Source organism: Variovorax sp. AC103, from assembly GCF_979254005.1.
Genome location: NZ_CEEDFC010000006.1, coordinates 84,265 through 97,692, shown reverse-complemented (window position 1 = coordinate 97,692; position 13,428 = coordinate 84,265). Strand labels below are relative to the sequence as shown.

14 protein-coding genes are annotated in these 13,428 nt (G+C 67.3%); 4 read left to right on the top strand and 10 right to left on the bottom strand.

Annotation, left to right across the window (positions count from 1 at the left end; translation table 11 throughout):
- Positions 1 to 95: 95 nt before the first annotated feature.
- Both AC0IYU_RS10935 and AC0IYU_RS10930 read left to right on the top strand, forming a co-directional pair.
- Positions 96 to 2,333, top strand: a complete 2,238-nt coding sequence (locus AC0IYU_RS10935; protein ID WP_472116382.1) for an NADP-dependent isocitrate dehydrogenase — start codon at positions 96 to 98, stop codon at positions 2,331 to 2,333.
- A gap of 124 nt (positions 2,334 to 2,457) precedes the next feature.
- Complete coding sequence (locus AC0IYU_RS10930; RefSeq protein WP_472116379.1) at positions 2,458 to 2,796, top strand: DUF1161 domain-containing protein; 339 nt, start codon at positions 2,458 to 2,460, stop codon at positions 2,794 to 2,796.
- Positions 2,797 to 2,803: 7 nt separating this feature from the next.
- Here AC0IYU_RS10930 and AC0IYU_RS10925 read toward each other — a convergent pair whose 3' ends face one another.
- Complete coding sequence (locus AC0IYU_RS10925; RefSeq protein ID WP_472116376.1) at positions 2,804 to 3,430, bottom strand: helix-turn-helix transcriptional regulator; 627 nt, start codon at positions 3,428 to 3,430, stop codon at positions 2,804 to 2,806.
- 232 nt (positions 3,431 to 3,662) lie between these two features.
- Between AC0IYU_RS10925 and AC0IYU_RS10920 the strand changes: the two genes are divergently transcribed.
- On the top strand, positions 3,663 to 4,676 hold the full coding sequence (locus AC0IYU_RS10920; RefSeq protein WP_472116373.1) for a helix-turn-helix domain-containing protein: 1,014 nt from the start codon (positions 3,663 to 3,665) through the stop codon (positions 4,674 to 4,676).
- 15 nt (positions 4,677 to 4,691) lie between these two features.
- Here the strand turns inward: AC0IYU_RS10920 and AC0IYU_RS10915 are convergent, their stop codons facing one another.
- A complete protein-coding gene (locus AC0IYU_RS10915) occupies positions 4,692 to 5,567 on the bottom strand; it encodes an alpha/beta fold hydrolase (RefSeq protein ID WP_472116370.1) in 876 nt (291 codons plus the stop codon).
- A 67-nt stretch (positions 5,568 to 5,634) separates the two neighbouring features.
- On the bottom strand, positions 5,635 to 6,195 hold the full coding sequence (locus AC0IYU_RS10910) for a nucleoside 2-deoxyribosyltransferase (RefSeq protein WP_472116367.1): 561 nt from the start codon (positions 6,193 to 6,195) through the stop codon (positions 5,635 to 5,637).
- Between the two features lie 258 nt (positions 6,196 to 6,453).
- Here AC0IYU_RS10910 and AC0IYU_RS10905 point away from each other — a divergent pair, with 258 nt between their 5' ends.
- A complete protein-coding gene (locus AC0IYU_RS10905) occupies positions 6,454 to 7,212 on the top strand; it encodes an SDR family oxidoreductase (protein WP_472116364.1) in 759 nt (252 codons plus the stop codon).
- Here the strand turns inward: AC0IYU_RS10905 and cynS are convergent.
- From cynS to AC0IYU_RS10870, 7 genes are all read right to left on the bottom strand, one after another.
- Entirely contained in the window at positions 7,206 to 7,649 is a 444-nt protein-coding gene (cynS, locus tag AC0IYU_RS10900) for a cyanase (protein ID WP_047784436.1), read from the bottom strand. The genes AC0IYU_RS10905 and cynS overlap by 7 nt on opposite strands.
- Before the next feature lie 48 nt (positions 7,650 to 7,697).
- On the bottom strand, positions 7,698 to 8,537 hold the full coding sequence (locus AC0IYU_RS10895; protein ID WP_472116360.1) for an ABC transporter ATP-binding protein: 840 nt from the start codon (positions 8,535 to 8,537) through the stop codon (positions 7,698 to 7,700).
- Between the two features lie 31 nt (positions 8,538 to 8,568).
- Positions 8,569 to 9,438: a nitrate ABC transporter permease gene (gene ntrB / locus AC0IYU_RS10890; protein WP_472116357.1), complete on the bottom strand. Its 870-nt coding sequence runs from the start codon at positions 9,436 to 9,438 to the stop codon at positions 8,569 to 8,571.
- A gap of 3 nt (positions 9,439 to 9,441) precedes the next feature.
- A complete protein-coding gene (locus AC0IYU_RS10885) occupies positions 9,442 to 10,794 on the bottom strand; it encodes a CmpA/NrtA family ABC transporter substrate-binding protein (RefSeq protein ID WP_472116354.1) in 1,353 nt (450 codons plus the stop codon).
- A 158-nt stretch (positions 10,795 to 10,952) separates the two neighbouring features.
- A complete protein-coding gene (locus AC0IYU_RS10880; RefSeq protein ID WP_435482979.1) occupies positions 10,953 to 11,621 on the bottom strand; it encodes a response regulator transcription factor in 669 nt (222 codons plus the stop codon).
- 1 nt (position 11,622) lies between these two features.
- A complete protein-coding gene (locus tag AC0IYU_RS10875) occupies positions 11,623 to 12,810 on the bottom strand; it encodes a sensor histidine kinase (protein ID WP_472116351.1) in 1,188 nt (395 codons plus the stop codon).
- A 158-nt stretch (positions 12,811 to 12,968) separates the two neighbouring features.
- Positions 12,969 to 13,391 carry a nuclear transport factor 2 family protein gene (locus tag AC0IYU_RS10870; protein ID WP_472116348.1) on the bottom strand — a complete coding sequence of 141 codons (423 nt, stop codon included), beginning with the start codon at positions 13,389 to 13,391 and terminating at the stop codon, positions 12,969 to 12,971.
- Between the last annotated feature and the right edge of the window lie 37 nt (positions 13,392 to 13,428).

Genomic DNA, 13,428 nt, shown 5'->3' with positions numbered 1-13,428 from the left:
CGGCCGCCGACGGGTGACAATCGGCGATTCCGGCGGTGCGATTCCGCCAGAAGTTCCAGCCAACCCGACAACTCAAGTTTTACGGAAGCCAGCGCATGAGCTCGAAGCAACCCACCATCGTCTACACCCTCACCGACGAGGCGCCCCTGCTGGCGACCTACGCGTTTCTGCCCATCATCCGCGCCTTCACCCAACCGGCCGGCATCAACGTCACCACGAGCGATATCTCCGTGGCCGCCCGCATCCTGGGCGAGTTCCCCGAATTCCTGAGCGACGCGCAGAAGGTGCCCGACAACCTCTCCGAACTCGGCAAGCTCACGCTCCAGGCCAACGCCAACATCATCAAGCTGCCCAACATCAGCGCTTCGGTGTCCCAGCTCAAGGCGGCGATCAAGGAACTGCAGGACAAGGGCTACAAGATCCCCGACTACCCCGAGAACCCGACCACCGACGAGGACAAGGACATCCGCGCGCGCTACAACAAGTGCACCGGCAGCGCGGTGAACCCGGTGCTGCGCGAGGGCAACTCCGACCGCCGCGCACCCAAGGCGGTGAAGGAATACGCCCGCAAGAACCCGCACAGCATGGCCGAGTGGAGCCAGGCCTCGCGCTCGCACGTCTCGCACATGCACGGCGGCGACTTCTATCACGGCGAAAAGTCCATGACCCTGGACCGCGCGCGCAACGTCAAGATGGAGCTGATCACCAAGAGCGGCAAGACCGTCGTGCTCAAGTCCAAGGTGGCACTGCTGGACCGCGAAGTCATCGACTCCATGTTCATGAGCAAGAAGGCGCTGCTGGCCTTCTATGAAAAGGAGATCGAGGACGCGCACAAGACCGGCGTCATGTTCTCGCTGCACGTCAAGGCCACCATGATGAAGGTCTCGCACCCCATCGTGTTCGGCCACTGCGTGAAGATCTTCTACAAGGAAGCCTTCGAGAAGCACGGCAAGCTGTTCGACGAGCTGGGCATCAATGTCAACAACGGCATGGTCGATCTGTACACCAAGATCGCCACGCTGCCCCAGAGCACCCAGGACGAGATCAAGCGCGACCTGCACGCCTGCCATGAAGGCCGCCCCGAACTGGCCATGGTCGACTCGGCCAAGGGCATCACCAACTTCCATTCGCCCAACGACGTCATCGTGGACGCCTCCATGCCCGCCATGATCCGCAACGGCGGCAAGATGTGGGGCGCCGACGGCCGCCTGAAGGACGTCAAGGCCGTGATGCCCGAATCGACCTTCGCCCGCATCTACCAGGAGATCATCAACTTCTGCAAGTGGCACGGCGCCTTCGACCCCAAGACCATGGGCACGGTGCCCAACGTGGGCCTCATGGCGCAGAAGGCCGAGGAATACGGCTCGCACGACAAGACCTTCGAGATTCCGGAAGACGGCGTCGCCAACATCACCGACCTGGACACCGGCGAAGTGCTGTTGAGCGAAGACGTGGAGCAGGGCGACATCTGGCGCATGTGCCAGGTCAAGGACGCCGCGATCCGCGACTGGGTGAAGCTGGCCGTCACGCGCGCGCGCAACTCCGGCATGCCGGTGGTGTTCTGGCTCGACGCCTACCGCCCGCACGAGGCCCAGCTGATCACCAAGGTCAAGATGTACCTGCACGAGCACAACACCTCGGGCCTGGACATCCAGATCATGAGCCAGGTGCGCGCCATGCGCTACACGCTGGAGCGCGTCGTGCGCGGCCTGGACACCATCAGCGCCACCGGCAACATCCTGCGCGACTACCTGACCGACCTGTTCCCCATCATGGAACTGGGCACCTCGGCCAAGATGCTGTCCATCGTGCCCCTGATGGCCGGCGGCGGCCTGTACGAGACCGGCGCGGGCGGCTCGGCCCCCAAGCACGTGCAGCAGCTGGTGGAAGAAAACCACCTGCGCTGGGACTCGCTCGGTGAATTCCTGGCGCTGGCCGTGAGCCTGGAAGACCTGGGCCTGAAGACGGGCAACGCGCAGGCCAAGATCCTGGCCAAGACGCTGGACACCGCCACCGGCAAGCTGCTGGACAACAACAAGAACCCGTCCCCCAAGACCGGTCAGTTGGACAACCGCGGCAGCCAGTTCTACCTGGCCATGTACTGGGCACAGGAGCTGGCCGCGCAGACCGACGACAAGGAACTGCAAGCCAAGTTCAAGAAGCTGGCCGAGACGCTGACCGCCAACGAGAAGAAGATCGTCGACGAACTCGCCGCCGTGCAGGGCAAGCCTGTCGACATCGGCGGCTACTACCTGGCCGACCCCGAGAAGTTCACCGCCGTGATGCGTCCGAGCGCAACGCTCAACGCGACGCTGGCGGCGGCGCAGGCCTGAGGCCGGCCAAGGCATGGGGGCAAGCCCCATGCCTTTCCTGCGCCCCTTCCAACAGGGGATGCACAGCGCACGGGCGTGGGACTAGACTGTTTCCCCCTCCCACGCTGTGCAAGGCAGGCCCCCCATGAAACACTGGTTGCTCCCCACCGCGCTGGCCCTTGCCGGCGCGGCCCATGCGGCGCACGGCGCCGAAAGCTGCGACGCCCTGCGCACACAGATCGAGTCGAAGATCGCCGCCGCGGGCGTGGCCCGCTTCACCGTCACCGTGGTCGATGCCAACGCATCGGCCAGCGGGCAGGTGGTGGGCAGCTGCGAGCTGGGCAGCAGGAAGATCGTCTACGAGAAAGACGCCGGGCCCGACCGCGGCACGAAGCCCGCGGCACCCGCAGCCTCTTCGGGCGCGCCCATCCTCACCGAATGCAAGGACGGCACCGTGTCCGCCGGCGGCGACTGCAGGAAATAGCGGGTGGCTATGCGCCGGCTTGGGGATTGAGCAGGCCGTTCTGCATGGCGTCGCGCACCGCCTGCGCGCGCGACTTCACGTCCAGCTTGCGGTAGATGTTCTTGACCTGTGCATCCACGGTGTGCGTGGAGCGGTAGCTCGCCTCGGCAATCTGCCGATTGCTCAACCCCTGCGAAATCATTCGCAGCACGCTGAGTTCGCGCGGGGACAACCTGCTGGCCTGACGGTCCGGCCCCGGTGGCTGCGCGGCGCGCGGGCGCCTTGCCTTCACGGGCAGCGCAACCGGCTGTGCAACGAGCGGCTGCGCACGCGCCTTCGGCTGCAGCGGCATCGAGGCCGCCTTCGGCTGCCCGGGTGCCGCAACGGACGGCTTCCCTGCCACGATGCGCTGCGCGATCCGCGACGCGGTGGCCGTGTCGCCCTCGGCGATCAGCCGCATCAGGAAAGCCAGCTCCACCTCGTTCACCTCGGAGAACAGCAGGCCTACGGCGGTGGCGGCCACGGCCGAATCGACCCGCTGCACATCGTCGTCGAGCGTGCGCAGCAAGGGCTCGTGGCTGTTGCGCCTGGACATGCCGGCGCCGTCGCCGCTGTCCCGCTGCACTGCAACCCGCTTGATTTTTCCGACGGACATGGACACCTTCATTCGCTCGGCAAGAGAGGGGGAGCGCGCGGCCCAGCGGGCCGGGCTGCGCGGGCGAGGCCTTGCAACCACGTCCACGCCGAGATTGCAGGTTTGCGGCCTGCGGGCTTGACCGTGCGTCTCAGTTTTTGGAGAATTCGCCGGTTTTGCAGCATTTGTTGGCACCTTTTCCTTATTTCCGGGTTTTTTCAACGGGCTACCCCTCGTTTTCCAAGCACCTGTGATGGGCCTGCGTCACCTCGCACCCGGCGTCCGTTCCTCCCTGCAGAACGGCCTTTCCCACAGTCATTTCAATGTGCTGGAAGAGCCGCCAGCGCGCCAGTTCCAGGCATGGCGGGAGCGCGTGGGGCATGTCATCGACGTGCAGCCCGCGGCGGGCGGCATCGGCCGGCCGTTTCACGCGGCCATCGACCGCTACGACATCGGCGACATCGCCTTCACCGACTGCCGTTCCGACGCCATGCAGCTCGAACGCTCGCTGGCACGCATCTCCACCGACAACGTGCGCAACTACGCCCTGCATGTGTTCCTGGAGGGCGACGTCGAAGGCGTGAGCGTGCGCTCGTCGGCGCAGCCCAGGACCGCCCCGCAGTCGGCCAAGGTGCTGGCGCTGGACATGGGCCAGCCGGTGCGCATGCAGCGCAACACCTGCCGCGTGCTGACCTTCTTCGTGCCCGGCACGCTGGTGGAAGAGGTCTTTCCCGACCCCGAGGCCCTTCACTGCCGGGCGATGTCCATCGACACCCCCCTTGCGCGGCTGGCCCTGGCGCAGGTCGAGGCGCTGGGCCGCGACATCGCCCACATGAGCGCGCCCGTGGCACAAAGCGCCGTGCGTGCGAGCGCACAACTGCTGCTGGCCGGCTTCGGCAAGGAGGCACGCCTGAGCGGCGGTGCGCGCGCCGCCGCACGCGCGGCCATGTTCGGCCAGGTGCGCCGCTATGTCCAGGCCAACCTGCACCGCAGTGAGCTCTCCCCGGAGCAGGTGCTGGCCACGCTGCACCTGCCGCGCCCCACGCTGTACCGCATGTTCCAGCACGAAGGCGGACTGGGCGCGTACATCCGCCACCTGCGGCTGCGTCATGCGGCCGACGACCTGGTGCGCTACCCGCACCTGATGGTGACCGACGTGGCCTACGGCGTCGGGTTCAAGAGCCCGTCGGACTTCACGCGCGCGTTTCGCAGGGCGTACGGCATGTCGCCGCAGGAGTTCAGGGCCTCCTCGGGCAAGGCGGCGTAGGCAGCTGCGGCGCGCTCAGCGCGGCTCGCCGACCACCCGCGCAATCCAGGCCAGCAGCACCGCCTCGACCTCTTCGCGGTTGGTCTCGTTCAGCGTCTCGTGGCGCGCGCCGCCGAACACGTGGCACGACACGTCGCGCAGCCCGGCCGCGCGGTAGCGCTGCACCAGCGGATAGAACCATTCGGCCTTGTTGCTGACCGGGTCCTCGTCGCCCACGAACAGGTACAGCGGCAGCTCGGGGCGGATGTGCCGGCGCATCGCCTCGGGTGCCAGGTCGGCCAGGTTCGCGAACATCGAGCCCATGCCCTCGGCCGACACGGTGAAACCGCACAGCGGATCGGCGATGTACGCGTCGACCTGCGCCGGGTCGCGGCTGAGCCAGTCGAAGGGCGTGCGCACATCGGGCAATGCGGCGTTCATGTCTTCCAGCTTGAAACCTGACTGCAGCGCGGCGCCCAGCAGGTCGAGCGCCGTGGTGCCGGAGAGCACCGCGCCCGACAGCAGTTCGCTGTGCCTGACCAGGTAGTACTGCGTGGCGAACGAGCCCATGCTGTGGCCGAGCAGGACCAGCGGCAGGCCCGGATGCACGCCGCGCACATGGCGGCTGAGCAGCGCCATGTCGTCGACCAGCCCGGCGAACCCGCGCGGACCGAACTCGCCCAGTTCGCCGCGCGCCGAGGCGCCCTGGCCGTGGCCGCGGTGCTCGTTCGAATAGACGACGTAGCCGGCCTCCACCAGCGCATGCGCCAGGTGCCGATAGCGCAGCGAATGCTCGCCCATGCCGTGCGCCAGCTGGATGACGGCGCGCTGCGTTGCGCCCTGCCAGCGATGGGCCTCCACCGTGACGCCGTCGTTGGCGGTCAGGTCGAAGTGCGTCTCGGTGATTGGCATGCGTGCTCCAGTGGTCCGGTTGAAAAAGGGGGACCGCCATCCTAGGCGGTGGCGGCCGGGGCGGGCATCAGGGGTTTCCAGCTTTAGACGCGCGACCGGCCGCGAGCACGTCGGCCATCCTGCGCAGGGCCGCCTCCGGCGTCGGCTCGATGTGGATCGAGCAGGCCAGCATGAGGTTCAGTTGCTGGCCGAAGTCTTCGACGGCAATGCCGGTGGCGCTTTCGCGCAGCACGCCGCTGGCGTCTTTCTCGCACGGCAATGCGGCCTGCGCGCGCTCTGCATAGCTGCCTTCGGGCACGCCGTAGGCCACGACGGGAATCCCCAGCGCCACCGCCGCGCCCACCTCGAACACCGTGCCCGAGTCGGGCTCCAGGCCCCGGAAGCATGCGAGGTTGGCGACGACGCCGTCGGCGCCGCGAAGGCGCTGCATGTTGGCGACGCAGATCTGCTTTTCCGGTGCTTCGGTGGTCAAGCCTTCGTTGCCGTCGGCCGGCAGCAGCGCAGCGAGGCCGAGCGCGTCGCAAGCAGCGGCGAGCCGCACGAAGTGGTCCCTGGCATCGGGGCGGAAGACATCGGGGCCCGCCAGGTAGATCCGAGGGCGCTGGGGTGTTGCTGGGGTTTCGGCCATCGACAGAGCATCTTCGATTTTCGGAGCTGGCTCAACCTGAAGCTGCCGCTGGTGAATCGGGCAAGAAATGCACACGAAAGGGTGACCACCCGCCCGATCGGTGCGACCGGCTCGCTTCGTGTTTTGCAGGATCAGGCAAAAACCGAGTTCGATTCGGATACCGCCTCCGGCCCCTGCCGCGAGACACTTCTTTCCATGCCCGGTTCACCCTCTTCTGCGTGGACCCTACTGCAACCGACCCGCACGAGGAGTTTTCAAATGAGCGCAATCCAGGAAAAAGTCGTACTCATCACCGGCGCGAGCAGCGGCATCGGCGAAGCGACCGCGCGGCTGCTGGCCCGGCGCGGCGCCAAGGTGGTGCTCGGTGCGCGGCGCACCGAGCGCCTGGCGGCACTCGTGGCCGAAATCGAGGCCACGGGCGGCACCGCGAGCTTCCAGCGGCTCGACGTGACGCACCGGCCCGACATGGAGGCCTTTGCCGAGTTCGCCCTCGAGACGCACGAGCAGATCGACGTGCTGGTGAACGCCGCGGGCGTGATGCCGATGTCGCCGCTGTGGAACCGCAAGATCGAGGAGTGGGAACTCATGATCGACGTGAACCTGCGCGGCGTGCTGCTGGGCATCGCGGCCGTGCTGCCGGCGATGCAGGAGCAGGGCTGGGGCCACATCGTGAACGTGGCGCCGGTGGCGATGCAGGGCGTGTCGCCCAGCTCGGCCGTGTACCACGGCACGCAGTACGCGGTGAACGCCATCTCCGAGGGGCTGCGCCAGGAGCATGCGGGCCGCCTGCACGTGACGGTGGTCAGCCCCGACGTGAACGGCCCGAGCGATCCGCTGGCCGAGCGCATCGCGGCCAGCTATTGCCGCGAGCGCATGCGCACCAACCGGCGCATCGCGGTGCCGGTGGATGCGGTGGCCCGGTCGATTGCCGGGGCCATCGAGGGCTACGGCATCACGGCCGGCACGATGCGCCCGCCGGCCAGGCACCGGCCGCATCCGGCCGAGTACGTTCAGTAGGTCTTGTAGGGCAGGAACTTGCCCGACAGCACCACGTTGACGCGGTCGCCCTTGGGGTCGGCCTGGCGCTGGATGTCCATGCTGAAGTCGATGGCGCTCATGATGCCGTCGCCGAACTCTTCGTGGATCAGTTCCTTGATGGTGGTGCCGTACACGCTCACCACCTCGTACCAGCGGTAGATGAGCGGGTCGGTCGGCACCGGCGTGGGCAGCGAGCCCTTGTAGGGCACCACTTGCAGCCACTTCTGCTCTTCGACCGTGAGGCCGAAGATCTTGCCGATGACCTTGGCCTGCTTGTCGTCGAGCGTCATCTGGCCGAGGCAGGCGGCAGTGGTCCACTCCTTCGAAAGGCCGACCTTCTTGGCCACGTCGGCCCACTGGATGCCCTTGCTCACCTTGACGGTGATGATCTTCTCGGTGACGTCGTTGCGGTTCATGCGGGTTTGCTCCTGATGGAATTGAAAGATGGAAAGAGAACGCGGAAGTCACGACGCCTTCGCGCGCGTGACGAGGAAATCGACGATGTGGTTGCGCAGCGCGTAGTAGCCGTCCAGGTGGTGCAGCGACGCGCGCGTGCGTTCGCGCGGTAGCGGGTTGACCACGGTCTCGACGATGTTGCCGGCGCGGTAGCCGCCGCCGGGCTGCTCGGCGCCGTTGGTCATCAGCAGGATGCGGTCGGCCAGCAGGATGGCCTCGTCCACGTCGTGCGTGATCATGAAGACGGTCTGCTGCGTCTGGCGCACGATGGCCATGAGCTCGTCCTGGATGGTGCCGCGCGTGAGCGCATCGAGCGCGCCGAAGGGCTCGTCGAGCAGCAGCATCTTGGGCTGGATGGCAAAGGCGCGCGCAATGCCCACGCGCTGCTTCATGCCACCCGAGAGCTGCGAGGGTTTCTTGTCGATGGCGCCCTGCAGGCCCACCATGGCCACGAAGCGTTCCACCTGCGCATCGACCTGCGCGGCCGACCACCCGGGCCAGCGCGAGACCACCGCAAAGGCGATGTTCCTGCGCACGGTGAGCCAGGGCATGAGCGCATGGCTTTGAAATACCACGCCGCGTTCCAGGCTGGGGCCGGCCACCTCGCGCCCGTCCATGAAGACATGGCCCACGCTGGCCTGGTCCAGGCCCGCCAGCACGTTCAGGATGGTGGTCTTGCCGCAGCCCGAGTGGCCGATGATGCAGACGAACTCGCCGCGGTCGATGGTGAACGACACGTCGGCGAACACCGGCCGCGCGGGCACGAAGGCCTTGGCCAAGCCCTCGATGCGCAGGAAGCCGCGCAGGCCCGCAACGTCCAGCGGCGTGGGAGGCACGAGTGAGGTCATGGCAACGCCCGGGTTGGGAAGATGGACGCGGTCACTCCACATAGGTCACCTTGCGCTGCAGGCCGGCAAAGGCCTGGTCGAGCAGCATGCCCACGACGCCGATCAGCAGGATGGCGAAGATCACGTTGGTGAGCGAGAGGTTGTTCCACTCGTTCCACACGAAGTAGCCGATGCCCGTGCCGCCCACCAGCATCTCGGCCGCCACGATGACCAGCCACGCAATGCTCATGCTGATGCGCATGCCGGTGAGGATGGTGGGCGCCGCCGCCGGCAGGATCACGCGCAGCGCCCGGCGCAGCGGCCTGACTTCGAGCGTGCTGGCCACGTTGAGCCATTCGCGCTTGACCGAGGCCACGCCGAAGGCGGTGTTCAGCAGCATCGGCCACACCGAGCAGATGAAGATCACGAAGATGCCGCTGGCCGACGAATCCTTGATGGTGTAGAGCGCCAGCGGCATCCACGCCAGCGGCGAGATGGGCTTGAGCACCTGGATGAACGGATCGAAGGCCTTGTGCAGCAGCGGCGACATGCCGATGACAAAGCCCAGCGGCACCGCCACCAGGCAGGCCAGCGCAAAGCCCAGCCCCACGCGCGCCAGCGAGTAGGCCAGCTGGATGGCGATGCCCTTGTCGTTGGGCCCGTTGTCGTAGAACGGGTTCGACAGGTGCGCCCATGCGGTGGCGCCCATCTCGGCGGGTGTGGGAAAGCCCGAACTCTTCACCTGGCCTTGCGTCGGGTCCTTGCCCAGCATCTTCTGGTATTCGATCTGCTCGGCGGTCATGCCGGCCGCCGCAGAGACATCGGCGCCGGGCATGGTCGCCAGCTGCCACACGCCAAGCAGCAGCAGGAACATCAGCAGCGACACCAGCGCCGCCTTGAAGGTGATGGCTTTCTTCGGCATGGCTCAGGCCATCTTCGCGATGGCGAAGCTCTTGACGTAGTCGTCGGGCTTGGACGGATCGAACACCTTGCCCATGATGGTGAACTTGGGGTACGCGCCGTCGGGCACGGCCTGGCCGAGCTCCTTCATGCGCTTCCTGGCGTCGGTGAGCAGGAACACCTTTTCGGCGATCTGTTTGTAGTTGATGTCGCCCTTCACGTAGCCCCAGCGCTTCATCTGCGTGAGCATCCACACGGCCATCGACTGCCAGGGAATGGGGTCGAAGTCGGCGCGGTCGGGCACGGTGCGGATGTTGCCCAGGCCGTCGGCGAACTTGCCGGTGAGCACCTGGTTGAGCACGACCTCCGGCTGGTTCAGGTACTGCGCGGGCGCGATCACCTTGGCAATGAGCTCGCGGTTCTTCGGGTCGCGCGCCATCGCCGAGGCGGTGAGCACCGAGCGCACCAGCGCGGCGAAGGTGTTGGGGTTCTTCTCGATGAACTCGGTGGAGGTGCCGAAGGCGCAGCACGGGTGGCCGTCCCACAGGTCCTTGGTGAGCAGGTGGATGAAGCCGATTTCCTCGAACACGGCGCGCTGGTTGAACGGGTCGGGGCCCAGGTAGCCGTCGATGTTGCCGGCGCGCAGGTTGGCCACCATCTCCGGCGGCGGCACCACGCGGATCTGGATGTCGGTGTCGGGGTTCAGGCCCGCCTCGGCCACGTAGTAGCGCAGCAGGAAGTTGTGCATGCTGTACTCGAAGGGCACGGCGAACTTCAGGCCCTTCCACATCTTCGGGTCGCGCTTGTCCTTGTGCTTGTTGGCCAGGGTGATGGCCTGGCCGTTGGTGTTCTGGATGGTCGCGACGTTCATGGGCACGGCGTTGGAGCCCGCGCCCATCGAGATGGCCAGCGGCATGGGCGACAGAAAGTGCGTGGCGTCGTACTCCTTGTTGAGCATCTTGTCGCGAATGAGCGCCCAGCCCGCCGTCTTGACCACTTCCACGTCGAGGCCCTGCTTGGCATAGAAGCCCAGCGGGTGCGCCATGATGAGCGGCGTGGCGCAGGTGATGGGAATGAAGCCGATCTTCAGCTTCGTCTTCTCCAGCGGCGCCTTCTCCTGCGCCATGGCCTGCAGCGCGCCCAGCGGCATCACCGAGGCGATGGCGGCGCGCGCGGTGTTGGCGCCCACGGCCCGCAGGAAGCCGCGGCGCACGCTGTCGACGGGGAACAGCGCCTTCATGAGGCTGGCCTCGAGCTTGTCTTCCGGCAACACGCCCGAGCTGCCCGCACCATGCACGCGCCCGCAGGCGCAGCGCATTTTCAGAGGCCGGTCGGCATCGTAGGGATCGCAGGCGGTCGGTTCGTGCGGGCTGGACATGGTGGTGCACCTCGTTGGAAAGATGCAGCCACCGTTGCAAGCGCCGGGCCGGAATTGCCGCGCACCGGCCGTTCGGCGCGTTGCGGCTTCAGATCGTGCCGCCGATGTCGAGGCCTTGTAGGGCTGGCACTACAAGCCGGGGCATGCGCGCCGGGTTTTCAGCCGGCTGCGCCCTGCTTGCCGTGGCGTTCGGCATACAGGGCCAGTTCGACGTCGTTCTTGGTGCCGGTCTTTTCGAGGATGCGTGCACGGTAGGTGCTGACGGTGTTGGGCGCCAGGCCCAGTTGCGCACCGATTTCGCTCACGCTGTGCCCGGCGCTGAGCAGGCGGTACACCTGGTGCTCGCGGTGCGAGAGCACTTCGGCGCCCTGCCCCGCGCCCCGGCCGACGGCGGTGGCCAGCGCCTCGGCCGTGGCCGCCGACACATACAGCCCGCCGGCCGCCACCTTGCGCACCGCCCCGACCATGTCGTCGGCATCGGCGCTCTTGTTCAGGTAGCCCGAGGCGCCGAGCTTGATGCAGCGCACGGCGTACTGTTTCTCGGGGTAGGTGCTGAGCATGAGCACGGGGAGCGTGGGCCACTGCTTGCGCAGCGCCTGCAGCACGTCGAGCCCGTCGCGCTCGGGCAGCGCGATGTCGAGCAGCACCACGTCGAGGCCTTCGGGGCCGCCGAGCGCCTGCACGGCCTCCAGCACTTCGGGGCCGGTCTGCGCTTCGGCGCGCACGGCCATGGCGGGCAAGCCGTTGGAGAGGTCGCCCAGCATCTGCTTGAGGCCCTCGCGCACGATGCGGTGGTCGTCGCCTATGAGGACGCGGATGTCGCTCATTTCAACGTTCCACCGCCAGCGGCAGGTGCAGGCAGAAGGTGCTCCCTTCGCCGACATGGCTTTCGATGTCGATGCGCCCGCCGAAGTGGCGCGCCCGCTCCCGCATGCCGAGCACGCCGTAGGAGGTGGCGGCCTCGAAGGCCTGCGCCGGCGCCCCGACGCCGTCGTCGCGCACGCTGAGGCTCAGCTGCCCTTCTTCGACGCCGATGCGGATGCCGAGGCTGCGCGCCCTGGCATGGCGACCGACATTGCTCAGCATCTCCTGGAAGATCCGGAACACCGCGATGGCCGCGGCCTCGGGCAGTTCCACGCCCGCCGGTACGTCGAAGCGCCAGTCGAGCGCGAGCTCGGCCGTCTGCACGAACTCGTGCGCCTGCCACTCGAGCGCGGCCCACAGGCCCTGGTGGTCGAGGATGCTGGGGCGCAGGTCGGTGATGATGCGGCCCACGTTGTCGACCGCGCGCTCGATCAGCTGGCTCATGTTGCTGCACTTGCAGCGCATCTGTTCGCGCATGGCCTGCGCCGCGTCGGGCGCGCGCTCCTGCTGCTCGCCCAGGCGCTTGCCGATCCAGTTGACGTCCATCTTCAGCGCCACCAGCAGGCTGCCGAGCTCGTCGTGCACCTCGCGCGCGATGCGGGTGCGCTCGTCTTCGCGCACCTTGTCGAGCCACGCGGACAGTTCGCGCAGTTGCACCAGCGCGTCGCTGAGCTCGCGGGTGCGCTCCTGCACGCGCAGGCCGAGTTCGTCCTTGGCCTGCTGCAGCGCCTCGGCCTGGCGGCGGCGCTCGGTGATGTCGACGAAGGTGATGACGGCGCCGCGCACCTGCGCGCCGTCCATGATCGGGTGGCTCGAATACTCGACCGCGAAGGCGCTGCCGTCGCGGCGCCAGAACACCTCGGTGTCGATGCGGCACGGCAGGCCGCGGCGGAAGGCGTTGAAGATGGGGCAGTCGGTGTCGGCATAGTGCGAGCCGTCGGGGTGCGAGTGGTGCGTGAGCTCGTGCATGTTGGAGCCGAGCACGTCGCGCGCCTCGTGGCCCAGCATCTGCGCGCCGGCCCGGTTGATGAACATGCAGTGGCCGTCGAGGTCGATGCCGAAGATGCCCTCGCCCGTCGACTCCAGCAACAGGCCGAGCTGGTGCTGCCAGAGCGGATGGCTGGCGGTCGGGTCGAGTACGGGCGTCTCCATGCACCAAAAGCAAGCAACAGCCGTGCCCGATGTCTTGCTCCCTCCCCCTCTGGGGGAGGACCGGGGTGGGGGCACGCGGCCTTCGAGAAAGCATTGCGCCTGTGCGAAGGCCTGCCCCCATCCCGACCTTCCCCCAGAGGGGGAAGGAGCCAAACCGGTCAGCGCTCCCAGCGGAACTTGCGGTCTGCCTCTGCGATGGGCTGGTCGTTGATGCTCGCGTAGCGCCGCTGCATCAACCCGTTCTCCGCGAACTCCCAGTTCTCGTTGCCATGGCTGCGAAACCACTGCCCCGCGGCGTCGTGCCATTCGTACTCGAAGCGCACGGCGATACGGTTGTCCATGAAGGCCCACAGCTGCTTCTTCAGCCGGTAGTCGTGCTCGCGCTCCCACTTGCGCGTGAGGAACTCCACCACCTGCTCGCGCCCGTTGACGAAGTCGGCGCGGTTGCGCCATTCGGTGTCGGGCGTGTAGGCCAGGCTCACGCGCACCGGGTCGCGCGTGTTCCAGGCATCTTCGGCGGCCTGGACTTTCCTGGTGGCGGATTCGAGGGTGAAGGGCGGCAGCGGCGGGCGGGATTCCATGAGCGTCTTTCGATGAAGAAGTGAAGAGGGGATGCGC

Bases quoted from the DNA above. Each gene is read 5' to 3' on its own strand.
- AC0IYU_RS10925 (WP_472116376.1), bottom strand. From the start codon at position 3,430: ATGTCCGTCGGAAAAATCAAGCGGGTTGCAGTGCAGCGGGACAGCGGC.
- AC0IYU_RS10935 (WP_472116382.1), top strand. From the start codon at position 96: ATGAGCTCGAAGCAACCCACCATCGTCTACACCCTCACCGACGAGGCG.
- AC0IYU_RS10905 (WP_472116364.1), top strand. From the start codon at position 6,454: ATGAGCGCAATCCAGGAAAAAGTCGTACTCATCACCGGCGCGAGCAGC.
- AC0IYU_RS10885 (WP_472116354.1), bottom strand. From the start codon at position 10,794: ATGTCCAGCCCGCACGAACCGACCGCCTGCGATCCCTACGATGCCGAC.
- AC0IYU_RS10910 (WP_472116367.1), bottom strand. From the start codon at position 6,195: ATGGCCGAAACCCCAGCAACACCCCAGCGCCCTCGGATCTACCTGGCG.
- AC0IYU_RS10880 (WP_435482979.1), bottom strand. From the start codon at position 11,621: ATGAGCGACATCCGCGTCCTCATAGGCGACGACCACCGCATCGTGCGC.
- AC0IYU_RS10920 (WP_472116373.1), top strand. From the start codon at position 3,663: ATGGGCCTGCGTCACCTCGCACCCGGCGTCCGTTCCTCCCTGCAGAAC.
- cynS (WP_047784436.1), bottom strand. From the start codon at position 7,649: ATGAACCGCAACGACGTCACCGAGAAGATCATCACCGTCAAGGTGAGC.
- AC0IYU_RS10930 (WP_472116379.1), top strand. From the start codon at position 2,458: ATGAAACACTGGTTGCTCCCCACCGCGCTGGCCCTTGCCGGCGCGGCC.
- ntrB (WP_472116357.1), bottom strand. From the start codon at position 9,438: ATGCCGAAGAAAGCCATCACCTTCAAGGCGGCGCTGGTGTCGCTGCTG.
- AC0IYU_RS10915 (WP_472116370.1), bottom strand. From the start codon at position 5,567: ATGCCAATCACCGAGACGCACTTCGACCTGACCGCCAACGACGGCGTC.
- AC0IYU_RS10875 (WP_472116351.1), bottom strand. From the start codon at position 12,810: ATGGAGACGCCCGTACTCGACCCGACCGCCAGCCATCCGCTCTGGCAG.
- AC0IYU_RS10895 (WP_472116360.1), bottom strand. From the start codon at position 8,537: ATGACCTCACTCGTGCCTCCCACGCCGCTGGACGTTGCGGGCCTGCGC.
- AC0IYU_RS10870 (WP_472116348.1), bottom strand. From the start codon at position 13,391: ATGGAATCCCGCCCGCCGCTGCCGCCCTTCACCCTCGAATCCGCCACC.